This window comes from Aciduricibacillus chroicocephali (assembly GCF_030762805.1).
In the GTDB taxonomy this organism is placed as follows: domain Bacteria; phylum Bacillota; class Bacilli; order Bacillales; family Amphibacillaceae; genus Aciduricibacillus; species Aciduricibacillus chroicocephali.
This window is the reverse complement of record NZ_CP129113.1, coordinates 604,759-629,608: the sequence shown is the minus strand read 5'-3', so window position 1 is coordinate 629,608 and position 24,850 is coordinate 604,759. Positions and strand designations below refer to the sequence as shown.

22 protein-coding genes are annotated in these 24,850 nt (G+C 41.8%); 6 read left to right on the top strand and 16 right to left on the bottom strand.

The window, feature by feature from the left end; all coding sequences use genetic code 11:
• Positions 1–49 precede the first annotated feature (49 nt).
• Complete coding sequence (locus tag QR721_RS03270; protein WP_348029051.1) at positions 50–1,183, top strand: zinc-dependent alcohol dehydrogenase; 1,134 nt, start codon at positions 50–52, stop codon at positions 1,181–1,183.
• A gap of 77 nt (positions 1,184–1,260) precedes the next feature.
• Here QR721_RS03270 and QR721_RS03265 read toward each other — a convergent pair whose 3' ends face one another.
• The 3 genes from QR721_RS03265 to QR721_RS03255 all read right to left on the bottom strand — a co-directional run bounded on the left by QR721_RS03265 (position 1,261) and on the right by QR721_RS03255 (position 5,575).
• Positions 1,261–3,024 carry an energy-coupling factor transporter transmembrane component T family protein gene (locus QR721_RS03265; RefSeq protein ID WP_348029770.1) on the bottom strand — a complete coding sequence of 588 codons (1,764 nt, stop codon included), beginning with the start codon at positions 3,022–3,024 and terminating at the stop codon, positions 1,261–1,263.
• A gap of 208 nt (positions 3,025–3,232) precedes the next feature.
• A complete protein-coding gene (locus QR721_RS03260; RefSeq protein ID WP_348029050.1) occupies positions 3,233–4,270 on the bottom strand; it encodes an NADH:flavin oxidoreductase/NADH oxidase in 1,038 nt (345 codons plus the stop codon).
• 114 nt (positions 4,271–4,384) lie between these two features.
• Entirely contained in the window at positions 4,385–5,575 is a 1,191-nt protein-coding gene (locus QR721_RS03255; RefSeq protein WP_348029049.1) for a MalY/PatB family protein, read from the bottom strand.
• Positions 5,576–5,784: 209 nt separating this feature from the next.
• Between QR721_RS03255 and QR721_RS03250 the strand changes: the two genes are divergently transcribed.
• A complete protein-coding gene (locus QR721_RS03250; protein WP_348029048.1) occupies positions 5,785–6,183 on the top strand; it encodes a TIGR02328 family protein in 399 nt (132 codons plus the stop codon).
• Positions 6,184–6,215: 32 nt separating this feature from the next.
• On the opposite strand, the gene QR721_RS03245 is transcribed toward QR721_RS03250, so the two are convergent.
• The 5 genes from QR721_RS03245 to QR721_RS03225 all read right to left on the bottom strand — a co-directional run bounded on the left by QR721_RS03245 (position 6,216) and on the right by QR721_RS03225 (position 12,613).
• Entirely contained in the window at positions 6,216–7,580 is a 1,365-nt protein-coding gene (locus QR721_RS03245; protein WP_348029047.1) for an amino acid permease, read from the bottom strand.
• A 123-nt stretch (positions 7,581–7,703) separates the two neighbouring features.
• Complete coding sequence (locus QR721_RS03240) at positions 7,704–8,492, bottom strand: TatD family hydrolase (protein ID WP_348029046.1); 789 nt, start codon at positions 8,490–8,492, stop codon at positions 7,704–7,706.
• A 62-nt stretch (positions 8,493–8,554) separates the two neighbouring features.
• Complete coding sequence (locus tag QR721_RS03235) at positions 8,555–9,955, bottom strand: NCS1 family transporter (protein ID WP_348029045.1); 1,401 nt, start codon at positions 9,953–9,955, stop codon at positions 8,555–8,557.
• 273 nt (positions 9,956–10,228) lie between these two features.
• Entirely contained in the window at positions 10,229–11,587 is a 1,359-nt protein-coding gene (locus QR721_RS03230) for an NCS1 family transporter (protein ID WP_348029044.1), read from the bottom strand.
• Between the two features lie 192 nt (positions 11,588–11,779).
• Positions 11,780–12,613: a YitT family protein gene (locus QR721_RS03225; protein ID WP_348029043.1), complete on the bottom strand. Its 834-nt coding sequence runs from the start codon at positions 12,611–12,613 to the stop codon at positions 11,780–11,782.
• Between the two features lie 184 nt (positions 12,614–12,797).
• Between QR721_RS03225 and QR721_RS03220 the strand changes: the two genes are divergently transcribed.
• Positions 12,798–13,565 (top strand): serine/threonine protein kinase, encoded by a 768-nt coding sequence (locus QR721_RS03220; RefSeq protein ID WP_348029042.1) that lies wholly within the window; start codon positions 12,798–12,800, stop codon positions 13,563–13,565.
• Here the strand turns inward: QR721_RS03220 and QR721_RS03215 are convergent.
• The gene (locus QR721_RS03215; protein WP_348029041.1) at positions 13,562–13,744 is read right to left on the bottom strand and encodes a hypothetical protein; all 183 of its coding nucleotides are present in this window, start codon (positions 13,742–13,744) and stop codon (positions 13,562–13,564) included. The genes QR721_RS03220 and QR721_RS03215 overlap by 4 nt on opposite strands.
• 152 nt (positions 13,745–13,896) lie before the next feature.
• On the opposite strand from QR721_RS03215, the gene QR721_RS03210 reads away from it, so the two are divergent.
• Positions 13,897–14,613, top strand: coding sequence for an EcsC family protein (locus tag QR721_RS03210; protein WP_348029040.1), 717 nt, complete (start codon positions 13,897–13,899; stop codon positions 14,611–14,613).
• Positions 14,614–14,687: 74 nt separating this feature from the next.
• Here QR721_RS03210 and QR721_RS03205 read toward each other — a convergent pair whose 3' ends face one another.
• Entirely contained in the window at positions 14,688–16,115 is a 1,428-nt protein-coding gene (locus QR721_RS03205; RefSeq protein ID WP_348029039.1) for an aldehyde dehydrogenase family protein, read from the bottom strand.
• A gap of 119 nt (positions 16,116–16,234) precedes the next feature.
• On the opposite strand from QR721_RS03205, the gene QR721_RS03200 reads away from it, so the two are divergent.
• Complete coding sequence (locus QR721_RS03200) at positions 16,235–16,954, top strand: nuclease-related domain-containing protein (RefSeq protein WP_348029038.1); 720 nt, start codon at positions 16,235–16,237, stop codon at positions 16,952–16,954.
• Between the two features lie 40 nt (positions 16,955–16,994).
• On the opposite strand, the gene QR721_RS03195 is transcribed toward QR721_RS03200, so the two are convergent.
• Together QR721_RS03195 and QR721_RS03190 are read right to left on the bottom strand one after the other, a co-directional pair.
• The gene (locus tag QR721_RS03195; protein WP_348029037.1) at positions 16,995–18,332 is read right to left on the bottom strand and encodes an MATE family efflux transporter; all 1,338 of its coding nucleotides are present in this window, start codon (positions 18,330–18,332) and stop codon (positions 16,995–16,997) included.
• Between the two features lie 11 nt (positions 18,333–18,343).
• Complete coding sequence (locus QR721_RS03190; RefSeq protein ID WP_348029036.1) at positions 18,344–18,823, bottom strand: GNAT family N-acetyltransferase; 480 nt, start codon at positions 18,821–18,823, stop codon at positions 18,344–18,346.
• Between the two features lie 97 nt (positions 18,824–18,920).
• Here QR721_RS03190 and QR721_RS03185 point away from each other — a divergent pair, with 97 nt between their 5' ends.
• A complete protein-coding gene (locus QR721_RS03185) occupies positions 18,921–19,751 on the top strand; it encodes a MerR family transcriptional regulator (RefSeq protein ID WP_348029035.1) in 831 nt (276 codons plus the stop codon).
• A gap of 85 nt (positions 19,752–19,836) precedes the next feature.
• Here QR721_RS03185 and QR721_RS03180 read toward each other — a convergent pair whose 3' ends face one another.
• The 4 genes from QR721_RS03180 to QR721_RS03165 form a co-directional block, all read right to left on the bottom strand.
• Positions 19,837–20,931 (bottom strand): hypothetical protein, encoded by a 1,095-nt coding sequence (locus tag QR721_RS03180; protein WP_348029034.1) that lies wholly within the window; start codon positions 20,929–20,931, stop codon positions 19,837–19,839.
• Between the two features lie 117 nt (positions 20,932–21,048).
• Complete coding sequence (locus tag QR721_RS03175) at positions 21,049–21,744, bottom strand: SDR family oxidoreductase (protein WP_348029033.1); 696 nt, start codon at positions 21,742–21,744, stop codon at positions 21,049–21,051.
• Between the two features lie 31 nt (positions 21,745–21,775).
• Complete coding sequence (locus tag QR721_RS03170; protein WP_348029032.1) at positions 21,776–23,707, bottom strand: FUSC family protein; 1,932 nt, start codon at positions 23,705–23,707, stop codon at positions 21,776–21,778.
• Between the two features lie 153 nt (positions 23,708–23,860).
• Positions 23,861–24,727, bottom strand: a complete 867-nt coding sequence (locus tag QR721_RS03165) for a TetR/AcrR family transcriptional regulator (protein ID WP_348029031.1) — start codon at positions 24,725–24,727, stop codon at positions 23,861–23,863.
• Positions 24,728–24,850: the final 123 nt, after the last annotated feature.

The following is a 24,850-nucleotide window of genomic DNA, read 5'->3' as shown; positions in this document are numbered from 1 at the left end:
GAGTCTGATGACGGGTACAGTCAATCATCTTCCCAGAAGGAGTGACAACATGAAAGCTGTAACGTTTCAAGGCAAAGAAAAAATGGTCGTAAAAGATATGAAAGCACCAGATATCCAGGACGACCGTGATGTTATTGTAAGAATCACCGCATCCGGTATTTGCGGTTCGGACTTACACCTTTACCATGGCGGTATCACACCTGAGCAGGATTACATTGTTGGCCATGAACCGATGGGTATTGTTGAAGAAGTCGGAAAGGCCGTTAAAAATCTTAAGAAAGGCGATCGCATCGTTGTTCCATTCAACATCGGCTGTGGCGAATGTTTCTTCTGCAAGCATCAAATGGAAAGCCAGTGTGACAACTCCAATCCTCATGGAGAGCCGGGTGGCCTGTTTGGTTTTGCAGAGGATTTCGGTAACTTCCCTGGAGGTCAAGCTGAATATCTACGTGTCCCATACGCCGATTTCACTTCATTCAAAGTTCCCGAAAATAGCGAACTAGATGATGAAAGTGTCGTTTTCCTATCCGATGTCATGCCTACTGCATATTGGAGTGTAGAGCACGCTGGTGTAAAGGAAGGCGATACAGTCATCATTCTCGGGAGCGGACCAATTGGGCTCATGGCACAGAAATTCGCTTGGCTTAAAGGAGCCAAACGAGTTATCTCAGTCGATCATGTGCCACATCGTCTTGAACATGCAAAGAAAACAAATCAGGTTGAAACATACAATTTCGATGAAAATCCTGATATTGGTTCATTACTCCACGATGAGACAAATGGCGGGGCTGATGTGGTCATTGACTGTGTAGGTATGGATGGAACTGTACCGCCAAATAAAGAGTTCGGGTCTAAAGGAGACAACCAATTCGGTACCATCAGTCCGATTATCACTGCTTCACAAGCTGTTCGCAAGTTTGGTACTGTCCAGCTTACTGGTGTATATGGGACAGAAGCGAACAACTTCCCGATTGGATCATTCTTCACTCGTAATGTTTCATTAAAAATGGGACAGGCTCCTGTCATTCATTTGATGCCAAAGCTTTATGATCTTGTTAAAGAAGGAAAGCTTGATCCAACCGACATTATTACGCACAGAATGAAAATTGACGATGCAGCTGAGGCTTATGAAATTTTTGATAAGAAAAAAGATGGCAACATCAAAGTCGTATTGAAACCATAAGTAAAACGAGCATGCTCCAAGTTCCAGAGCGTGCTCGTTTTTAGTTTTGCCAATTCTTGCGTGTCTATGCTTTCCAGCTAGTCTGTTAGGCCGGAAATTTTAATTTCTTCAACTAGTCCAATGCTGTTATCACGAATATTCGCCTTAAACTTCACCTTATCGCCTTTTTCCATGAAGATGGCGAGTGGTTCTGCTCCGGCACTAACCGTATAAATCGTTTTATCGCCTTTCAGAATAAATTGGACAGCCTGCCCATTTTTCTGATTCGTCACAAGGAGGCGGCTAACCGTACCTTCGCGGCTCTTCAGATTGGAACCGCCTGTCGCTTCAACGTTACCCGGGTCTTGCGCAAGCTGCAGCCGATAAGCTTCAAGCGTCTCTTTTGCATTATCACCAAACACGACAAAATCGGCATCATCCGCTTTGATATAAGCGTATTTTTTGAAAAGCCCATTCGGATCAAGCACGTTGACGACCCATGTTGAATTGCCATCAATATTATAAAGAATCGGCATAGATCCGCGCCACTTCTTTTCTGGAAATTCCTTATTAACAATTTCCTTGGCGCCTTTCGAATCCATGATGCCATTATTTTTCTTCCCGTTATAATAGGTTAGTTCACCTGTACGCGCATTAATTAAAGTATAACCTAGTGCTGAATCTATATTTTTCTTTGGGGAAGCCATGTCTGTAAAATACAACATATCCCCATCTTCATTGAAGATTGGTGTTACATGCGTTTCCGTTCCCGACTCATTCGGAATCTTCACATCACGCTTGCCGAAGACGGAGTTGAGCCAGCCATGGACATACTTTCCGAAATACATATTCTCATCACTCGCAAGCTCCGAGCTTATTGTACCGTTAATAAATGCTGGAGCATCTTCCACTCTGTATTTCTTCACCATACCGGTAACAGGGTTCACTACAGCGGCATACATGTTTTTCATATCAGGCTTATTTGACAATCCAATAGGCCGATAAATGGTTTGTACGTACCACGGCTTTCCATGTTCATCGACTTCTAATTGTGGTTCACCGATCTGGATGTGGAAAGGATAGGAAGCATAAATCCGGCGATCAACATATTTATTCAAATAACTGGAGTTCGTATAGCTCATCTTTTTCTCTACGAATTGAGGCTGAGCATTGACATTTGTTGCAGAAATACGGAAATAACCTTCTGTCTCTTTTCCTCTAATCCACTTCCAAAATCCAGTGAACTCAACAGGTGCAATATAAACAATATCTTCGCCAACCTTCTGAACTTGCAGCTTGCCGAGATCATAAAACTGGGTATTCGGTACACTGCTCATTGACTTCTGAATCTTATTTCGGGCGAATTCCGGTGAAACCGTAATCGGCGTCTCTTCTTTATCCATTGGCTTTGCTTCTTCCTCAGCCTTTTTTGGTATGGATTTATAAGTTGATCCGAGCGCTGAGATGTTAACAATCAATGTAGTTGGGACTGCAAGAATTAAAATCACAAGAAACACAATTGCCAAAATACCGAACCGCTTGTTGACCCCAAAACCTTCTTCACTGGTGTCAGTTGTATTTTTATTTTTTCGTTTTGTGCCTACGGAAGTATTAGCTATCATGATGAGATAAATCAGAATGAGGCCGAGCGCTGCCATAACAATATTGGCAAACAATATATTGATTGCCGTAAGCGGAAGCAGAACAAGATAATCGAGCATTACTCCAAAAATGAAGAGGAGTAAAAACATAACCCCGGTCCATTTCAATAATTTTGTTTTCGCTTTTCCACGTGCTGGGACTATGGCAAAAACGGATAAGACAACGTAAAGGATAAGTGACAAAATTGAAGCCAGGAACATTCCAGTCAATCATATTCCCCCTTTATATATGTATAATACAAAAGGGCACCTACTAGAAGCAGGTGCCCTTTTTACGAAAATTTGCGGCGGGTGACCATGTGTTCACATCACAAGATTGCCTTGTCCCCGTCTTACGCAAATCAGCTCATCGCATATATACAGTGTATCATGATACATGCAGCTTCGTCATCTCTTTTTTTGAAAAAGCTTAGCGAATCCCGCGTTTGTATGGCACAGGGGCGTCCACTTTCCCATCCAATGCTTTTTCAGCATGAATTGCCCAGTACGGGTCATTCAGCATACCGCGACCGATTGCAGCCAGGTCAGCATCTCCGTTCGCAATGACTGCTTCAGCTAAAGAAAAGTCCTCAAGCATACCGACAGCTATGACTGGAACTTCAAGCGTTTTCTTGAATTCCCTAGCGAACGGAACTTGATAACCAGGATAGTTGCCCGGCTTCAATTTCCCCGGAGGTCCTTCCCCACCTGTAGACACATCAAAAACATCAACGCCTGCCGTCTTGAACTGTTTGGCTATTTCGATAGCGTGGTCCAATCCATAACCGCCGTCCTCATATTCAATTGCTGACATGCGCATAATTACCGGGTAGTCCTTCGGTACAACTTCTTTTACGGCCTTCGTCACATCTACACCAAACTTTGCTAAATCTTTTCCGTACTCATCTGAACGGTTGTTAACTGAAGGAGACATGAACTGATGAATCAAGTATCCATGAGCTCCGTGTATTTCTACAGTATCAAAACCAGCCTCCACTGCCCGACGCGCTGCTTCCTTGAATTTATCCACCAAGCCGGAAGCTTCACCTGTTGAAAGAGCACGTGGTGTTTTGGGAGCTTCTTCACCTTCACGTACATTCAGTGGGGTATCAGAGGCACTTACCGGCTGAATCGCATCCTCTGCTTTTCGTCCGGCATGAGCCAGCTGGATGCCGATTTTCGCACCATGTTTATGAACTTCATCGACCAATTTTTTATATGCAGGTATCTGCTCGTCCGACCAGATACCGAGATCTCTGCTTGAAATACGACCCTCAGGATCAACAGCCGCTGCCTCTACAAGTATTAGACCTGCACCACCGACAGCTCGTGAGACATAATGAACGTAATGCCAATCTGTCGGTACCCCGTCTTCAGCCTCAACAGAATACTGGCACATCGGTGACATGACAATTCGGTTTTTCAGTTTCATATTTTTCAGTTCAAAAGAAGATGTCAATTTTGCCACTTTTGTTCCCTCACTTTCACTCATTGTCATTTAATCTTATCAGATAAAGCCACATTATTCGTGTTTCCTGCTTGAACGAAAAATCCCGGCTGAAAATCAGCCGGGATTCATTAATTAGCGTACCTTTTCAGGTAAATGCTCTGTGATCTGTTTCGAAATATGTTCAATGAACTTCGGTTCTGTCGCCAAATTGATTCGGATGAATCCTTGGCAAGAAGCACTGAACCACTCACCGAAGTCAATTGCAACACCACATTTATCCTGTATGAATTCTTTCGTCTCTTGAGGATTAATATAAGCACGTAGATCAATCCAAGTAAGGTAAGTCCCTTCAAGCGGAGAAATAATCAGCTCAGGCGCTGCACCAAGCAATGTGTCCTTCAAATGCTTATAGTTCGATTCAATAACAGCAAGCAGTCCTTCCAGCCAGTCACTTCCATGACGATATGCCGCTTCAGCACCAGTCATGCCCAGAACATTCACTTCCGTCTGGTTCACTGTGTTAACGTATTCATCATACGTTTTGCGAAGCTGTTCATTTGGAATAATGATATGTGAAACGAGCAGTCCAGCAAGGTTGAATGTCTTTGAAGGTGCTGTCACTGTAATGATTCGATCAGAGTACTTGCCACCTTCAATAATTGCGGAAGGGATATGTTTATGCCCAGCAAAGACCAAATCCTGGTGAATTTCATCGGAAACGACAAGAACATCATGTCTTTCGCAGATTTCCAACACTTTCTTCAACTCATCCTCTTTCCATACACGTCCAACCGGATTATGTGGAGAGCATTGGATGAACAACTTGACATCATTCTCAGCAATCTGCTTCTCAAATGTATCAAAATCAATCTCGTAAACACCGTTCTCCTGAATCAGTTCACATGTAACAAGATTCCTTCCAGTATCTTTAACAGCGTTATGGAACGGGTAATAGACAGGTGTTAGAATCGCCACAGATTCAGATGGCTTCGTGAAGGCATTGACGAACCAGTAAAGAGCCGTAACAATCCCTGTAGAAAAACGCATCCATTCTTTATCAATTGCATAACCATGACGCTCACGTTCCCAATTGATGAACGCTTCATAATAGGAATCCCAGACGAATGAATAACCGAATACCCCATGATCAACACGGCTTTTGATTGCATCCAGGACTTGCTGTGGAGCTTTGAATTCCATATCTGCAACCCATGCAGCAGTCAAATTAGGGTTGCCGAATCGCTCACCCAATGCATCCCATTTTAATGAATTTGTATTTTTACGCGAAATCGCGTGTTTCTCAATGAATTCTTGTTTGTTCATGTCTTCCCCTCCGCAAGCAATATTTTATCTTGTCTAAATATTAACACAATCGGCGTCTGCATATAAGGTTTTCCACGGAAGAAAAGAAAACAATGTCTATTTGCGGAAATACTTTTATTCCATCATTTCCCGGGAAATGATTATAATAGATATGTTTCGTCAAAAATAACATTTACCCATTTTAAAATGGTAAGAGGAAGTGATGAATCATGCGTTTATGGCACGAAAAACTCATTCCCTATCTACCGCGCCAGCAATTACTCGGCCAACATCGGGAATGTTGTGCTCTGCGTGGAAATGGTTGGGGTAAGAGACACTCTGTTGTCAATTATGTATTCGAATATACTCCTGAGCAGCTCTTCCGCTACCACGAAGCCATCATGGAAGAAATGCAGAAGCGCGGTTACAATGTCGATTCAGCATGGAAGGATCCGCATTATCGTGGCAAAATTTGTGAACCTCACAACCAGGAATCTTTTAAATCTGGGAAAATGGCTATCCCCGGCGTCCGCTTCTATGCTGAGCATACGGAAGACTATCTCGATGAATGCATACAGAATCTGAGTGAAAAAGGAATAAATATAGAGTTTGATGAAGAAGAAAAATAGACGCGTTCCAATTAGAGGAACGCGTCTATTTTTTAGTTTGCTTTTACGATTTTGTTCTTTCTTACTTCATAAACAATGAGCAAAATGATGAACCATACTGGTGTGATAAACAATGCCACACGTGTATCTTCTGCAAGAGCAAGAACAACAGCGATAAACGCAAGGAAGATCAATGCAATATAGTTCGCCACAGGATAAAGCGGCATTTTGAACGTATTCTTTGCTGCCAGTTCTGGTCTAGTTTTGCGATAGCGCAAATGACTAATTAGAGTAACTGCCCAGATAAAGAGGAAACATACAGTCGAAACACTTGTCACAAGCGTGAAAACTACTTCAGCTTTAGGAATGACATAGTTCAGTACAACTGAAATGAAGATTATGATCGTTGAGAAGTAAAGTGCGTTTGACGGCACTTGGCGCTTCGTCAATTTATTAAATGAATTCGGCGCATTTTTATCTCTTGCCAATCCATAAAGCATACGGCTTGTACTGAAAACAGCACTGTTACATGCAGAAGCAGCCGATGTCAGAACGACAAAGTTGATAATAGCTGCAGCAGCTGCAATCCCAACAGCAACGAATACTTGAACAAACGGGCTTTCAGTAGGAACGATTGCGTTCCAAGGATAGATGCTCATAATGACAATGAGTGCACCTATGTAAAATACGATAATGCGAATTGGAATGTTGTTGATTGCTTTCGGAATGACATTTTTAGGGTCAGCTGTTTCACCAGCAGTCAAACCGACAAGCTCTATTCCTACAAATGCAAAGACAACCATCTGGAACGATAGAATGAAGCCTTTCATTCCATTCGGGAACCAGCCCCCATGACTCCATAGATTCGTGAAGCTCGCAGGACCAGAGCTTGTTGAGAATCCTTTTAAGATCATGAATATACCAATTACAATCAATGCAAGAATTGCGATAACTTTGATTAATGCAAACCAGAATTCCATCTCACCGAATAACTTAACTGTAGTCAAGTTCATGATAAGCAGAATTACAAGTGCGATTAATCCTGGAACCCACTGAGCCACATCAGGGAACCAGAACTGTGTATACAATCCAACTGCCGTCAAGTCGGCCATGGCAATCGATACCCAGCAGAACCAGTAGGTCCATCCTGTAAGAAATGCTGCTCGGTCACCTAAATAGTCTTGAACAAAATCAACAAATGAATGATACTCCAGGTTTGATACAAGTAGCTCTCCCAATGCACGCATGACGAGGAATAAGAGCACCCCAGTAATCATATAAGCGAACAAAATGGATGGGCCCGCCAAGTGGATCGACTTCCCCGCTCCAAGGAATAGACCTGTTCCGATTGCTCCGCCAATTGCAATTAATTGGACGTGTCTGTTCTTCAATCCTCTTGCCAAGTCTTGTTGTTCCATAAAAAATACTCCCTTTTCCGCTCATAAAAAATTCAAGCAGATTAATTTTACTATGTATCTAAAATATTATCACATTTCGACTTATTTTCACAAGATTGTATTAAAACGCTTTCAGCCTAGGTACTATTGCAAATTATAGAAATCCACTGTATTTTTCCAAATTATCTCATATACTTTTTTCTTATATATTCCTTTAATTTCGGCGATAGATTCGATGATGGCATGGATCATTTCTGGATGTGTTGGAATTCCCTTGAAAGGGCCATCAAAAGGCCAAGGACCATCTGTTTCTGCCATCATTAAATTTAAAGGATAAAGTTTGGCGATATCTCTGATTTTCTGTCTGTATACAATTTCAGGCGGCAAAGAAATAAAATATCCGCGGTTCATCATTCTCTTCATTGTTGCTTTGCTGCCTTTGAACCAGTGAAAATGTGCATTTTCTATATCTGCTTTTTCCAATAAATCACAAACAATATCAGCTTCCGCATGAACAGCATGCAGAGCAACAGGCTTGTCTAGTTTTTTCGCCAAATTAAGCAGCCTTTCCAGCAGTTCAATATAAGGAAGAATATTAGTGTCCTGCCTTTCACGCAGCAAATAAGTCGGCAATCCTATTTCTCCAATTGCAGCAATATCCGCCTCATGTTCAACAATCCAGACACATAGCTTGTCCACTTCTTCTTTACTTGGGATTGATTGCTCCGGATGGAAACCGGCAGCTGGAATTACCCAATCGTGTTTATGTGATAGATCGAGAATGCGCCCAGATGAGGCGAGATCTGAGCCAACTGCTACTACATGAGAGCAGTTTACACGCTTCATACTATTATAAAATTCTGGCAGCTCTTTATCGGAGAACTGATCAAGATGAATATGTGCATCTATAATCCGATGTACTTTTGTACACAATTTTCCAACCCTCCATATAAAAATTCCAGGAAGCTGCTCCATTGGTGCAGCTTCCTTATAGACTACTTCTTCTTTTCGAAGATCGTTCCTTTTTTGAACGGTGAATCTTTAAAGGCATATTTCATCAAGAGGAAGTATGTGATTCCCGCTACGACAAGGCCGACAATCCAAGCAAGTTCCACTTCAATGAACGCAGCTCCTGCTCCAACTAGCATGGCAATGAGCGCACTTGGATTGAATCCTGCAAATTGGCCCTCTTCATTATACAGCTCCTTAACATCGACCCGCTGCCTGCGCAAAATATAGTACTCAACAAGCATGATCGCAACAATTGGCCCCAAGAATGCTGAATAGATCAGAATGAACATCGCGAGTCCAGCTGAAGATGAATCTTTAACGAGCACCCATGGAAATGCCCCTAGAGCAAGGAGTCCTGTAATCGTTACAGCGACTTTATAATTCACTTTTGTCAGAAGTGTAATGACATACGCTGGTGGAATAATGTTTGCTACCATATTGACTGCAATTACGCCAAGAACGATGAAGGCTGATACGCCAACTGTTATATACGGGTTATCAACTACAATCGCAAATGCCTTCACAGGATTGGAATTGCCTGTTGCTGCAGCAAGCATCGCGCCGATTGTGAGAACGAATCCATAAGCGACGACAATTGGGAAGAAATATAGTGATCCGCGTTTTTTATCACTAATCCCTGATTTAAGCTCGCGGGAATAATCAGCTGCACTGAGGAAAATCGCCGCATAGTTCCCAAGGAAAACCATAATGAACCCAAAGAATGGCAATCCCCATGTACCTTTCGCCTGTACCCAACTTTCCTTAATTGCCGGGCCGTGTGAACTGATGAGAACTCCGAATACATATACAAGAGCAATCATGATGACAATGGAAGCTAGCATCTCAACCCATTTGACTGCATGGAATCCAAACAGAGAAAGAACAATCTGGAACAATTGCAATGCGACAAAGCAGATTGGAACACTGTCAAAAGACCCGCCAGTTGCAACTTTCGCAATTTCATTCAGCGCCGTACCACCGATCCAACTTTGAAAGCCGTACCATACAATGGCTGGAATTCCGCGCATGAGTGAGGAAATGACTGCCCCCTTCATTCCGAAAGACATCCGCAACTGAACAACATAAGGGATACCCGTTCTATAGCCAAGCCTATCATTTAAAGCAAAAACTGCAGAGATTATTCCAATTGCCAAGATTGCCGCCGCGAATGTCTGATATATATTCAGTGTTGCAACACCAAGGGCGATGAGACTTGCCCCAAGCGTCATGTTTCCAAGATTGACCCCATCACCAATCCACATAAATGCGTAAGAAACCGGTCCGACTGTCCGATCACCGGGTCTGTTCGGCCTAAGTGACCGGTCATCTCCTGTGTCCTCAATTTGCTGATTGTTCAACGTTTGATTTTCCAGTTTTTTTGTCATGCTTACCCGCTCCTTCATTTGCAATTCTGTATTGATTCTTACTTTCCATAAGTAAATCAACATGCAGACCGTTGCAAAATATCCAGGTAAATACATCATCGCTAACAGTTATAGAACATTGCGGCCTCCCCTCCCCTTGCTGCTTGAATTACCAATTAGGCACCTGACTATATCTTACGCACCCAGCTTGTCAGACTTTCCGAACAGTTACTTTTTGACTCGTCCTTAATTGCTAATTACGAAATAAAAAAGGATCATTCACAAAGAATGACCCTACTCGTAGCGTGTTTGTCTTTTGAAAAGTGATTTTTTAAATGCAAATTTCATAAGTAGCCAGTATACGATGCCACCAATGATGAATCCTATCAGCCAGGCTAATTTCAATTGTATGAATGCTGCTCCTGCTCCAACAAGAAGAGCCAACACTGCCGCCCAGTTAATACCAGAAAAAATCCCATCTTTTTTATACAATTCATCTATATCCAACTTCTGCTTCCGCAACACATAATACTCAATAAGCATGATTGCTGCAATTGGTCCTAAAAATGCACAATAGATGAGAACAAATACATTTAGATTGCTTGCAGACTGATCCTTAACGAGCAACCAAGGAAACGTACAGCATGCGATCAGGCCGGTAATAATTGCAGCCGTTTTGTATTTCATTTTTGTAAGTAATGTAATGACATACGTCGGAGCTACAATATTTGCAACCATATTAGTCGCGATGACGCCAAGAACGATGAATGCAGACATTCCAAGCTTGATATAGTCATTATCCACAACTACTGAAAATGCTTTTACCGGATTCGCATCTCCTGTTGCTGCAGAAAGCATTGCTCCTATTGTCAGTACAAAGCCATACGCGAGGAAAATTGGAGAAAAATAAAGAAGTCCGCGTTTCGTATCCGAAATACCAGGTTTAAGTTCTCTTGAGTAATCGGCAGCACTTAAAAATGTTGCCGCATAATTACCCATGAACACCATGATAAAGCCGAAGAATGGCAACCCCCACGTACCTTTCGCTTCTACCCAACGATGAGAGATTTTCTCTGGATAAGATTGGAGCAGAACGATGAATACATAGATAAGTCCTGCACCAATTACTACTGATGCAATGGTGCCTACCCATTTGACAGCCCCAAAGCCAAACAAAGACAAACCGATCTGCACTGCAACGAGGATGGCAAAGCAGATACCAATATTATTGAAAGTCCCTTTTGTTATAAATTTCACAATCTCATTTAGAGCCGTACCGCCAATCCAACTTTGCACTCCATACCAGAAGACGCCAGGAATCGCTCGGAATAAAGAGGCGAATACAGTTCCCTTTCGACCGAATGACTGACGCAGCTGAATAACGTATGGAATGCCTGTCCTGTAACCAGGACGGTCATTTAAAGCAAACACAATCGAAATAATGGCAATTGCTATACCGGCAGCCACAAATGTTTGCACCATATTCAGAGTAGCAGCTCCAGCAACGAGTAGACTCGCTCCGAGTGTCATGTTTCCCAAATTGACTCCGTCGCTCACCCACATGGACATAAACGTAAGAGGACCAATATGGCGATCTTCTTTCTCTGTTGGCCTGAGGATCTCTTGGTTGTTTTCAGATTTTTCTTGGGCCATATTAAAGCCTCCCTTTCTTAATTAACGTATAACTGTCTATTCCCTTTTTTCCGTTTCAATATCTTCAAATATATTGGTTAAAATAAGGTAATACACCCAGCTGGTGTTGTCTCTATTAGTCACTAATCTGAATTGAATCTTTTAAAACATAAAAAACACCGCTCCGGCAACTGCGGAACGGTGTTTAGGTAATTAGCGTATTCTTGAAAAACTGCCACCTTGCACTTCGCGAACATCATGGACAACGACAAATGCTTTATCATCTATAGCAGCAATAATGTTCTTCAGTTTCATAAGTTGATATTTATTAATAATGATATAAGTCATATCTTTGTCCTGTTTCAAATAACCGCCTCTGCCTTTGAACACTGTCACGCTCGTATTCATCTGGCTGACAATCGCATCCGCAATATTGGATGCTTCATCGGATATGACACTTACTGCTTTACGCGGGTCAAGTCCATCCACAACAAGGTCTGTTGCCTTCTTGCCGATGAAGAGTGCGATAATTGTATACATTGTATGGAGCGGTCCGATGACGAAAAGGCCAGATAGGACAACAAGTGTATCCAATACAAAAATAGTTCGAACAAGATCCCAGCCAAGTGATTTTTTGCACATTTGGGCGATCAGGCTCGTCCCTCCCATTGAACTTCCCGTACGATAAATAAGTCCTGAGCCTATACCGATGAAGAAACCTGCAAAAATGGCAGCAGTAAGCGGATCACCAAGCGCATCTGCCCGTCCTTCTGAAATGTACATGAAGAAAGAAATCAGCGGGGCTGTAAGGATGGATAAGGCAATCGATTTGCGCGGCAAAGAACGGAAACCGATAACCATCAGACTGGCAGTCAAAATAAAGGTGATAAGTCCAGGGGACCAGTCAAATGCATAGTGAAGCAGAATCGCAGCTCCGGGAACCCCACCTTCAGCCAAGTCACTTGGAATAGCAAGCAATGTAAGTGCAAGGGCATATATAAGTGATCCCAGAATTACCATTAGTAGATCTGCGGCTAATTTTTTCAAAATGATGTACCTCCTTCTCATGTGATATCTCTTGATGCAACATATATTATATTAATTGCCCGGTCCTTCATCTGTCTATAAACATTTTTCTATTGTCATGACTGAACATGACTCGATTATCATGTACAATATAAAAAAATGAATAGCCCGTACCGAATTATAAGGAGCTGAATCCTTTTCAATTATGAATGTGCTTAGGAAAACTTACCGTTATTTTGCTGACCGCCCTTTCCAAAAAGGAACTGTTTTAAAAGGATGCTATAAGATTGTAGAGCTGATTGGAACAGGCAGCTACGGCATGGCCTACCTGTGCAGAGATTTAAATGCTTCCGAATATCGAGTGGTCAAGCAATTGCGGCCAAGCAAGCTAAAGGAGAACGAGATGTTCATAAGGGAAATTGATTTGCTAAAGAAGCTCGACCATCCAGGTATTCCAAAACTTCATGATCATTTCCTTCATGAACAAGCTGCAATCTATGTTATGGATTACATTGAAGGCGAGAATGCAGAGGAGAAAATATTTGTCTCTGACAGCACCTTTACTGAAAATGAAGCACTTCTTCTTTTGTCTTCTTTAGTGGATATTATTGAGTTTCTTCATGAACAGCATGTGTATCATTTGGACTTGCGCATTCCAAATATAATGCTAAAAAATGGAAATACCTATTTAATAGATTTTGGACTGGCAGTGGATGCAGCATCGGAGCCAGAGACTGTGCAAAAAGAAATGCGAAAACAGGATTATTATGATATGGGGGACGTATTGCTCTATCTGCTCTACACTACGTTTAATTCAAAACAGAAAAAAGCCCTTCCTTGGACGGAAGAGCTGTCGCTGTCAGGAGAAACAGTCCATATGCTAAAAAAGCTTCTTGGACTAATTCAACCATATGAAAATGCTGATGAGCTTCGCAAAGATCTTCTAGCCGCTATTAAGGCAACATCCAATTAACTGCTGCTTCCCCAGCCTTTTCGTTTATATCGTTTGCTGCCACTGAGCGGGTTGTGCCTGTGGCGCCCACTGCTGCCGGATTTATAGTAATGATGCTTTCGCTTACTGCTATCATAATAGTACCCGCGTCTTCGTTCACTGCTTCCATGCATGAACTGTCTAATCAGTTTTTTGAACATTAGGTCCCTCCTTTTTCAGACATTATACAAGTTGGTACGACCGTACTGCAATTCGCAGAAGGTGCATTATGCTCTTGCGTAAAGTTTCTGTGGATATCCTGTGACATAAGTATAATTTTAAAAATAATCATAATAGGATCAGGAGGTTTCTTATGACAAGCTATGAAGAAATTGTCCAAAAAGAAATACAGATGTGGAAGAAAAAGCAACTCCAAAATCCTCATCTTATGAAACGCATGTCCAAAAATGTTCAAAACAAGATAAATTCCGTCATCCCACAGAAAATACATCAAGCGATTACTGTGGCCATAAAAGCATTTATTAAATCAATCCTTACAGGGGCTAGTGTTTTATCCCGGCAGGCTGCCGCTCCTTCAACCCTATTCGAACAAGATCAACTGTTCAGAGAAAAGTTAGCCACATATCAAAAAGCCGCTGTCGCAGAAGGTGCAGGAACAGGCTTTGGCGGAATTTTGCTCGGAATCGCGGACTTTCCGCTCCTGCTCTCCATTAAAATGAAATTCCTTTATGAGACTGCTGCAGTGTACGGATATAATCCTCACCAATATGAAGAACGGCTCTTCCTTCTTCATATCTTCCAGCTTGCCTTTTCAAATACCGAAAAGCGCCGTGAAACTCTGGAAGTCATTGAGAATTGGGAAATTTATAAACATGCCATCCTTGATATGGACTGGCAAGTGTTCCAGCAAGAATACCGTGATTATATCGACTTAGCGAAACTGCTCCAGCTCATTCCAGGTTTTGGAGCCATTGTTGGTGCATATGCGAACCATAACTTAATGGAGCAGCTTGGTGAAACTGCAATGAATGCCTATCGTATGCGCGCACTCCATTCCATTGGAAGTTAATCGCATTAAAATCAAAAGCGGCGAAATGTTCTCAATAGAGAGGTCACTTCGCCGCTTCAGCTTCGAAAATCTATTTATTCTTCCATTCCAAGAATCGCTTTTGGCTCAAGATACTCCTCAATGCCGAAGTTTCCCCATTCACGGCCAATTCCGGATTGCTTGTATCCTCCGAATGGTGCTGAGAAGTCACTTTTTGCATTGTTGATTGTAATACGACCAGCGCGGATACTTTTTGCAACTTGTGCAAGTGTCTTTTTGTCCTTGCCGACCACGTAGCCTGCCAACCCATAGTCTGTGTCATTCGCAATCTCAATCGCATTATCCAATGAATCTGAATAGATGACCGACATGACAGGGCCGAAAATTTCTTCGCGCGCAATTGTCATATCATTTTTCACATCTGTAAAGATGGTCGGCTTAGCAAAGTATCCTTTTTCAAGCCCGTCTGGTTTGCCTGTTCCGCCCGCAAGAAGCGTAGCTCCCTCATCAATGCCTTTCTGGATATATTCCTGTACTCGATTCCAAATTTTCTCGGCAACAAGAGGCCCTGTGAATGTATTACGGTCTTGCGGGTCGCCGACTTTGTAAGTAGGCAGTACCTTTTCGAGGGCCTTTTCGAATTCCTCTTTCATTTGTTTTGGAACGATAATGCGTGTTGCCGCCGAACATACCTGCCCAGTATTGCTCATAATATGGGAGACAGCTGTGTTGGCAGCATATTCCGGATCAGCATCCTCAAGTACGATAAGTGGAGACTTGCCACCAAGCTCCAGTGCGACTTTCTTTATCGTCTGAGCAGCATTTTCCATAATTTTTGTCCCAACTGGCACAGATCCTGTAAACGATACAAAATCGATATCCGGGTGAGAACTTATGCCGTTCCCAATCGTTTCTCCTGTCCCGTTCACAAGATTAAATACACCTTTTGGTACGCCAACCTCATCGAAGATTTCAGCAAGAATCATTGCAGCATAAGGTGTAATTTCTGCAGGTTTCAGAACCATTGGACTTCCTGCAGCAAGCGCACTGGCAATCTTCGTAGTCGTCTGATTCGTTGGGAAGTTCCAAGGTGTAATCAGACCGCTCACCCCAATGGATTCTTTTACAACAGTGGAGTTCTCTCGTTTGTCAGTAAATTGGAATGTTTTCAGTTCTTTAGCAGCCTGTTTGAAGTGGTTATACCCCATTGCATAATGGACTTCTTCCGACTTTTTCACTGGTGAGCCAAGTTCCAGTGTGATGACCTCAATAATTTCATCTTTTCTGCGTTCATAAGCATCAACAATCTTATCCAGCAGGTCAATCCTCTCTTCCCTCGTAGTACGAGAAAAAGCAGGGAATGCAGCTCGTGCTGCTTTTACTGCCTTGTCAAGATCCTCTTCTTTTCCGAGACTGATGTGACCTATAACTTCTTCAGTGGCGGGATTCAGGACTTCTGTCGTTTCAGAACCTGTAGAATCGACCCATTCGCCATTTATATAATGCTGTAATCTGTCTCTCATTTTCAGGACTCCTTCTATGAACATATGATTCAATCCAGTTCCCTTTTCCTAAAAAACAAAAACAAACACGACCGAATATAGTATGATAAGAATATTCACAATATGGCGAGGTGGAAATATTGGCAGGTCTTCTCATTTGTTTTGTTCTTCTCGCAGCCTTCCTTGTACAGCTAAAAAAACATAAAAGCTATTCTCAGGAAAGCGGTAATCCATTCTTGAGGACATTCCTTGATAAAGGTATTTATGGAGAATACAAGACATATTCCATATTAGAAAAGGTCCCTGGCTATAAGCGCATCTTAACCAATTTATACATACCTAAGAAAGATGGAACAATGACTGAAATCGATTTGGTCATGATTACCGAAAAAGGTTTCTATGTAGTTGAGTCTAAGAATTTTGGCGGATGGATTTTTGGAGATGAAAAGCAAAAGCAATGGACACAGGTGTTCAGTCCCCGAAATAAAAACCGCTTCTACAATCCTATTATGCAAAATGCCGGTCATATCCGGGCGATTAGACAATTACTCGGAATTGAAAACAATCATTTGTTTAAATCCTTTATTGTTTTTAGTGAACGCTGTACCTTAAAGAAAGTGACTGTCCACACAAAGGACATAACTGTATTGAAAAGGAATCGTCTTGCACTAAAAATAAAAGAAAATTTGCTCGCTTCACCAGCCTGCCTCGTACCTGAAGAAATTGATGGCTTTTACACCTTATTGAATTGTTATACGCATGCCGACCATACAATCAAAGAAAAACATATCCATAACATTAACGAGAACAAATTACGAGGTAACAATGTCGTCACAATGATCCAACGCAGAAAAAGATGAAGCAAATTCGGAATAGCCAATTCCTGCAGTGCTTCATCTTTTAATTTACTTCTTTTACTGACCTTTCAGCTTTTCTCTGGTAACCAAGAATGATAAAAATAGAAGCCGCTGTCAAAAATTCAGCGCCCGGCAGCGCTAACCATATCGCCCATTTTCCGAAAAGCTCCGGAAGCAGCCATAGCAACGGAAGGAAAAATACAATACTCCGCAGCAAAATGATAATCGTTGCAGCCCTTGTCCGCTTGATCGCTTGGCAATACTCAGCCCAAACCATGTTAATGGATAGGAACAAATAACCTGTTGTGAATAAGGTAAGCCCTGTAACTGTATAGGAGAGCAAAGCCCCTCCTGTTACGTTGAACAAACTAGCGAGCTGTTTGCCAAATAACAGACAGACCCCAAAGACAATTACCCCAAAGACCGCACCTGTGACAAGAGCATATTTTCGGAATTGCTTAGCTCGGGTATGCAGTCCCGCTCCATGATGATAGCTGACGAGTGGCTGAATCGCTGCACCAACAGCAAGAAAGAACATCAGAAAAACGGCGTGCAAATAATTGACAGCCGCAAAAGCGGTAATACCAATTTTTCCGACGTATGACATAAAGGTTACATTATAGCCGACTGTCATTACAGCAGCTGTTCCTTCCGCAATGAAGCTTGGAAAACCTATTGTCAGTATTTCTTTTAATTTACGCAGATCAGGTGTAAACGGGACGAATCCCAACTGGCTCTTTTTACGAAGGAAGTGGGAGCACATCACTATGACACCTACAAAAGTTGCAATGATTGTTGCATATGCCGCCCCTTTGATTCCCCAGCCAAACTGAAAAATAAAAATGTAGTTTAGGATAATATTCAGTACCGAGTTCACAATCAGACCCGACATTGCAAGTTTCGGGTTGCCATCATTTCGTATGAAAATACTTAAAATATTTTCAAGGACATAGACAAGTCCGTAGAGTACAATAATATGCAGATAATCCAGTACATACGGCAAGATCTCTTTATCCGCTCCAAACAGTAGAGCCAATTCCTTCTCTTTCCATAGACAGAGCAAGATAATCGTACCGACGATGCCAATTGCCCAGACTAAACTTTGTGTGAAATATTGACGCGCTTCCTTCCAATCCCCTCTTCCTCCAGCAATAGAGTAGAGTGTGCCGCCTCCAATGCCAATCCATAGAGAAAGCGCGAGCAGAATGGAATAGACTGGTACAGCAATGTTAACGCCCGCAAGCGCCTCCGCTCCAACCCCTTTACTGACAAAAATACCATCAATCAGAATATTGACTGACATGAGCATTAATCCAAGTACTGAAGGAACTAGATAAGTTATAAACAGTTTCCGTACGGGTGTATTTTTTAACTCATTCATTTATCGTCACCTTATACATGCAAATTGCATGCTCCTTGCTCGAGGCTTCTAACCATGATTAATTCACCGTTCACATCTTGTTCACCAGTAGGAATAAAACCGAACTTCTCATACATACGGATTGCAACACTATTCTGCGCATAGACACTAAGATAGATTGGCTGCTTTCCATATTCTGATTCCACCTGTTGGATGATAGCCTGGAAAAACTTTTTCCCGAGACCCTTCCCCTGAAAATTCCCATCGACAAGAAAGCGGTCGATCCACAGTCTTCCACTTATTTCTGCTTTCTCTGCGGGAAAATATCCGTACATGGCAAAGCCTGCAAAATCACCGTCAATAGACAAGCCAACGAGCTTATACAATTTGCACTCTGCCGCTTCTTCCAAGCATTCATACGGAGTTTCGATGAAATCTTCCTGCCCCTCTGATACTTCCAGTTTTAGTATGCTTCGGTAATTCTCTTCCGTTACATTGTGAATCCCAATCATGATTTTCAGACCCTTTCATATTTATGACACACTTGCTTTTGTGCTAACATAAATACTAAAGTATCCAGTAACCGGATAGTCAAGGAGCTGATTTAAAATGAGCGAAGACAGAGGTAAATATTTCACAACTGGAGAATTCGCCAATCTATGTAATGTTAAGAAGAAAACACTCTTTCATTATGATGAGATTGGTTTGCTCTCACCTGAATTCAGAAATGAAAAAGGATATCGTTTTTATACTTTCCAACAATATGGCGTCTACACAGTCATTGAATTGCTTAAAACTCTCGGAATGCCATTAAAAGAGATTAAATCATTTCTTCAGGATAAGACTCCAGATGAGTTGAATAGCCTGCTTGCGCGCAAATCAAAAGAGTTGGAGAAAAAACGAATCGAACTCAGCCGCGTTCAGAAAATCATTGATACGAAAATCTCCCAAATTGAATTGGCACTTGCAACAGACTTCTCAAAAATCGTCCTAAAAAATGAAGAAGCACTCCCTCTTTACTTAAGTCCCTCTCTCCTTGATTGCTCAGACCGTGCTTTTGTTAAAATACTGTCTGCATTCAGCAAAGATATTGAACACCTCGGACTGAACAAGGGAAATCCGATTGGTGCTCTTATTGCAATGCCGCAACTAGACACTGAGGACTACGAAAACTATGAATACTTGTATATAGAAGCAGATAGTTCTTATTCAGAACGTCCAGTTTTCATAAGACCAGCCGGACTCTATGTGACCGCTTATCACATTGGGGACGAAGCTACCATTGGCAAAACATATACGAGGATTAAGAAATATTTTAGAAAGAATAACTTGAAAATAAAAGGTAATGCCTATGAAGAATACGTGCTGGACGAGGTCGCTGTGCAGAGTATCGATCAGTATGTGACCAAAATACAAGTAGAAGTGGAAAGGCTAGATTGATTCAATAGAAAACAAGCCCCTGCAGAGTTTTGAGCAAACTGCAGGGGCTTGTTTTGTTAAAAGTAGATTCACAAACCGATTTATATTATTGATAATTAATCATGGCAGGCGCTGGATCCAGCTGCAGAACCTGTTTTGGTGTCATAAGCGGTTTATCATTTTTATGGAAAAGCTTAAACCCGCCATACTGTATAGGCTCGTTGCGAACAAGTTTTCCATAAGCACTCTGCTTAATGGCAGCATCACCAAATCCATCGTAGTTAAGCGGAACCTCCACATGTTTGGTCGGATGAATTTCTTCCTTATTACGGACAATACCATTGCCAAACTGATGAACGAGAACAACTTTATCTGGCAAATGCTCCTTTTGAACGATTTGGTCTACATATTCAACAGCTTCCTGAATGTCTGCTCCCTCAACATGACCAAGATCCATTCCTGGAACTTGCCCTGGACCGACGCTATACTCCGTATCAATGGCAAGATGTACGTTAGGCAAACGTAAATATTCTTCCACCTCTTTAACCGCTGTCATCACATCAGCTCGGCCAAGTTGTACATCCAGCATAAGCAGTGCACCATGTTTTTCCGCAAGCTTTACATATTCATCTATAACTTTTTTGGACGGGGGCGTGATGTATAGACCCTGAGGTCCTGGACTTCGCTGGGCAACTGTGGCGATTAGTTCGATTGTCGGTATTGCAGGTCGTTCCGGATCTAACTCTGAATAGACAGCAGCCTGTTTTTTCAACCGTTGCATCATAATCTCTGGTTCATATTCGCCAAGTATGCCCATATTTTGAGATAGGGGAGTACCATAATAAGCGACGAGGCGATGATCTTTCAGTGGTCCGTTTGATAAATCCCTTTTGCCTTTTAAAAGGGTCTGTCCAAGCGGTACACTTCTTGTTTGACTATCGCCATGCGCCTCATGAATCGGCATATCCTTTTTCTCTTCTTCTGTATAATGATTTATCAGCTTCTTTGCATTGTTTGACGGCTTAATCGCTTCATATGTATTACTATTATCCGCCTTTGTCCGCTCTGGTCCTACTTTCAAGGCTCGCTGTGCGCGTACCTCATAACGGCCATCCGCATCTTTTTCTGCCCCGTTTCCGCATGCAGTAAGGATCGCAACACTTGCAGCAACAGCACACATTAATACTCGTTTTGAAAACATTCATACATTCCCTTCCTCGCTCAGTCTTGTCTCAGGAAAAGATTCCCTGACAGTAAACAAATAAAACGCTCAATTCGACAAAAAAGGAACATGGCTTATATGCCATGTCCCACATTGTTACACAGGACGTACTGTAATTTCATTTACATTGACATAGTCAGGCTGGGTGACAGCATATACCACTGCCTTGGCGATATCTTCTGCAGCCAGCTTTTGTCTATCTGTAATTGTGTTACTCAGCGGTGTATCCACCATGCCAGGAGAAATATTTGTCACCCGTACCCCTGTCCTCGCAAGTTCCTTCTCCAGTCCTTGAGAAATCGCACGTACAGCGAATTTCGTAGCACTATAGACGGTACTGGTTTTTGTCACTTCATGCCCTGAAACAGAAGCAATATTGACGAGATGCCCTTCAGAACGTGTAAGCATTGCTGGCAGAACAGCGTTAATACCGTAGAGGACACCTTTCACGTTCACATCTATCATACGCTCCCAATCTTCAACCTCCCCTTTGGTCACCTGAGCGGAAAGCATCTGTCCAGCATTGTTAACAAAAATATCAACATGGCCGAAATGTTCTGCTGCCTGCTTCACAAGCTGCTCGACCTCTTCCTTCACCGCCATGTTTGTAGGAACAGCGAGTGCTACACTACCAGAAGCTTTAATTTCATCTGCCTGTTCGATGAGTGGCTGAGCACGGCGTGCAGCAAGTACAACATTTGCTCCGGCTGATGCAAGCTCCCTTGCAATTGCTGCTCCTATTCCACTGCTCGCACCTGTAATAATAGCTGTTTTACCTAACAGTTTTTTCATATGGATCCCTCCAATTTTTTAATAGCAGTGGTTATGAAACTTTCCAGTTTATTTTGTTCAAGGCAGCAAGTTCAGCAGTAATTTCAAAGATCATACTAAGTGCAATTCTGTTTTCTAAAGTCGAGGCAGCTTCAATCTGATTTACAACTGTTTCTATTCCATGAGAAGAAACAACTCCGTTTTGAAGATTTACTTTCTTCATTTCCCGAATACTTCTTTCAATATCCGGATTTCTCATAGATTCCAGACCACGCTTCTCAAGCCAAAGCGATAATTCAAAAATTGAGCAGGTGATTAAACGTAATTGATTCATCCACTCTGTATTTGCAGGCTCGCTCCCTTTCTCCAGATCCACCTTCAACCGGTCCTCTATCATTGTTGTAATGATGAGCAAGTTTTTCATACTGTGGTTGTCTTTATTGTCAACATCCCCATTACCAAGCCGCAGTTCTTGAAGCATTGTATTGATTGTATCTTTGTACATTTTCTGGAGATTGCTTATAGCATCTGTCTGTTTGTACGGCAAGATGAAACGATTGATCATAAGCGCCAACACAAGTCCAGATGCAACGAGCAGCACTCTTTCTGTCGTTAAAAAGTGAGTTTCTCCAGTAATAAGCACGACAGAACCAATAGCCGAAAATGTAACAAGAATTGTACTGTAACGGTACACTTTGATATAGCTCATGAGATAGCCACCGAGCAGAAGCAAAGCTGACCTGGCTGGATTCGAGTCAAAAATTGTAAAGAGAAAAACTGCTACCAATGCTCCTACAATCGTTGCAAAAAGCCTGTCACGCATCTTCTGACGTGACTGTTCATATATCGGAATGGATACAGACAGAATTGTAAATAGCATCCAACGGCCTTCTTCCAGCTTGAAATAGTCTGTAAGGAAAGCGCCAATTGTAATACCGATTGCAACTCTGATCGCATAGGAAAACTTAATGGAAGTCGTATGCTTTGGTGCGTTACCGTATGTCAGCTTTTTAAACTTCAACGGCACTTCATGCAGTTTACGTGTAATTTTCCCTTGCTTCCTATCGAGCTTTTTCAATTCATACAAACTGTCCAGCAAAGAATCAACATTGGCAAGGATGCGCAATGAAAATAGAGGTATGTTGTCATTACCTTCATATTTGCCTAGCAAGTTGGAGAATGAACGCTTCAATTCATCCAATGGTTCATCTGAAGCAACACCTTTTGCTGCGAGTTTAAGAGTGGTCTGCAAATCATTAAGTAACCGCTCATCTGTCTTGTCTAATTGAATCTGATTGAGAAAAAGATTAATCTTCTCCAACGCTGCTGAGATATTCAACAATGTCATGCCTTCATCCGTCAAATAGTAATCTTCTTCCCTTTTATCATAAATCATCGAGCGCAAACTGCTTATCGAACTTTTGACACGCGCGCTCTCTTCAGCGCCAGATTCACCTTTTTGTATCAATTCAACCTTTTCTGTAAGCGCTTCACAAATTGCCTTGATTAGATTTTTGCCACCTTTGGCAACTCTGTTTCTGTTAAAGATCAACTGGAGTCCCATAATGGCAATTGCACCAAATGCGAGCGCACCGAGACGTAATGGCAAACCGGAAAGCCCTACTGGCATTGCAAGAAGGAAAAGATACTGTAGCGAGAACGGCAAGTAAAGTGGGTTTTTCAAATTAAAGATAAGCATGTAGCTGATCACGAACATCGCAATGAAATTAACTGGAATTCCAAGCCACATGTTCAAATTAGCGAGATAAGCAGCAATTCCCATGAACAAATTAAAGGTAAGCAGTTTACCAGTGTTCATAAGCGGCTCTGCTGTCAGGTCACGCTCTAATAGCATGAGCATCGCCGTTATCGTCGATATACCTATAAGCATATTCTCTTGACTGAACACCGCACTGAATAGCAGGATAAACGCCAAAATCCCGATAAAGAGCAATGTATTCGAAATAATCATCTTTTTGTTCATATGTTATCCTTCATTTCCGTATGATCCCCTTTGGATTTATACTAGGATTAATTTCACAAAAAGTATTTTAACATTAAAATATATTTATTTACAATCACTTACTCTATCTTCCCCATATAAAAAGTCTGTACCCTTTAGAGTACAGACTTGTAACTACAATATTTCTATATCAAGCAGTTTTGCAATTTTTGCTCGCTGGCTGTCAAATTGATTCAGTTTCTTAAGGTTGGCAAGCATCCCTTGAACGTAATAGGGATCATATTTTTCTTTGGTCAACTCGATTAGCAGCATGTTCAGAACGTGAATCATCCCTTCATCTTTTACTTCTTTTTCCTCAAGTCGCTTCTTCATCTCCTCAAGCAGATGAACAGCCTCTTCTCTAGGAGTACAATCTTTATCCGAACTTCTATCAAAAAGATCACTTGTTATAATCGGCTTCTCACCAGCACGGAATGCATCCGCTAGCTCATCTAGGCGGTTCATGAGGAAGTCGGGGAATCTTTCTATGTCAATTTGCGAATCTAAAAATAGCATTGCCGATAAATAACTATTGCGCAAACCTTCCGCTGCCAGCATCAAGTCTCCAAAGCAAGATCGCATCTCAGCCCCATAGATGGCCAATAAACTTTTTTCGTACCAAACAATCATATCTTTTTGAAATGCTTCCATGAACTCACGAAGCTCCTTATTAATGGAGAAACTCTGCTCACGCAAATACATGACAAAAAATTCTTTTTGGCCGCGGATGGATTTAAGCGGAGCTGCCATTTGTTTCCTCAACTTCTCTCGAGGTGTTACATCTTCTTTGTTGATACTTTCAATCACGCTTCGCATTTCCTTGAAATAATGTTTAAAAATAGCAATATGCAAAGCTTCTTTGGAAGAGAAGTAACCATAGAATGCCCCCTTGGACATTCCACACGCATCCACAATATCTTGGACGCTCGTCTGATAAAACCCTTTTTCTGCAAAAAGACGAATGGAAGTCTTGATGATTTCATTTTGTTTCTGTTCTTTCAAAATGACGGCACCTCTTTTTTCCGACCATTCGGTCATCCTAAAAAATATTTAAATTCATAGAAAATACATTGTAATTGCAGCTTCGTACCTCTATATTATATAAATAGCGACCATATGGTCAAA

Excerpts from the sequence above, each read along its gene's own strand:
- QR721_RS03270 (WP_348029051.1), top strand. The coding sequence starts at position 50 with ATGAAAGCTGTAACGTTTCAAGGCAAAGAAAAAATGGTCGTAAAAGAT.
- QR721_RS03265 (WP_348029770.1), bottom strand. The coding sequence starts at position 3,024 with ATGTTCCTGGCTTCAATTTTGTCACTTATCCTTTACGTTGTCTTATCC.
- QR721_RS03255 (WP_348029049.1), bottom strand. The coding sequence starts at position 5,575 with ATGAACAAACAAGAATTCATTGAGAAACACGCGATTTCGCGTAAAAAT.
- QR721_RS03250 (WP_348029048.1), top strand. The coding sequence starts at position 5,785 with ATGCGTTTATGGCACGAAAAACTCATTCCCTATCTACCGCGCCAGCAA.
- QR721_RS03245 (WP_348029047.1), bottom strand. The coding sequence starts at position 7,580 with ATGGAACAACAAGACTTGGCAAGAGGATTGAAGAACAGACACGTCCAA.
- QR721_RS03235 (WP_348029045.1), bottom strand. The coding sequence starts at position 9,955 with ATGACAAAAAAACTGGAAAATCAAACGTTGAACAATCAGCAAATTGAG.
- QR721_RS03230 (WP_348029044.1), bottom strand. The coding sequence starts at position 11,587 with ATGGCCCAAGAAAAATCTGAAAACAACCAAGAGATCCTCAGGCCAACA.
- QR721_RS03220 (WP_348029042.1), top strand. The coding sequence starts at position 12,798 with ATGAATGTGCTTAGGAAAACTTACCGTTATTTTGCTGACCGCCCTTTC.
- QR721_RS03215 (WP_348029041.1), bottom strand. The coding sequence starts at position 13,744 with ATGTTCAAAAAACTGATTAGACAGTTCATGCATGGAAGCAGTGAACGA.
- QR721_RS03210 (WP_348029040.1), top strand. The coding sequence starts at position 13,897 with ATGACAAGCTATGAAGAAATTGTCCAAAAAGAAATACAGATGTGGAAG.
- QR721_RS03205 (WP_348029039.1), bottom strand. The coding sequence starts at position 16,115 with ATGAGAGACAGATTACAGCATTATATAAATGGCGAATGGGTCGATTCT.
- QR721_RS03195 (WP_348029037.1), bottom strand. The coding sequence starts at position 18,332 with ATGAATGAGTTAAAAAATACACCCGTACGGAAACTGTTTATAACTTAT.
- QR721_RS03190 (WP_348029036.1), bottom strand. The coding sequence starts at position 18,823 with ATGATTGGGATTCACAATGTAACGGAAGAGAATTACCGAAGCATACTA.
- QR721_RS03185 (WP_348029035.1), top strand. The coding sequence starts at position 18,921 with ATGAGCGAAGACAGAGGTAAATATTTCACAACTGGAGAATTCGCCAAT.
- QR721_RS03180 (WP_348029034.1), bottom strand. The coding sequence starts at position 20,931 with ATGTTTTCAAAACGAGTATTAATGTGTGCTGTTGCTGCAAGTGTTGCG.
- QR721_RS03175 (WP_348029033.1), bottom strand. The coding sequence starts at position 21,744 with ATGAAAAAACTGTTAGGTAAAACAGCTATTATTACAGGTGCGAGCAGT.
- QR721_RS03170 (WP_348029032.1), bottom strand. The coding sequence starts at position 23,707 with ATGAACAAAAAGATGATTATTTCGAATACATTGCTCTTTATCGGGATT.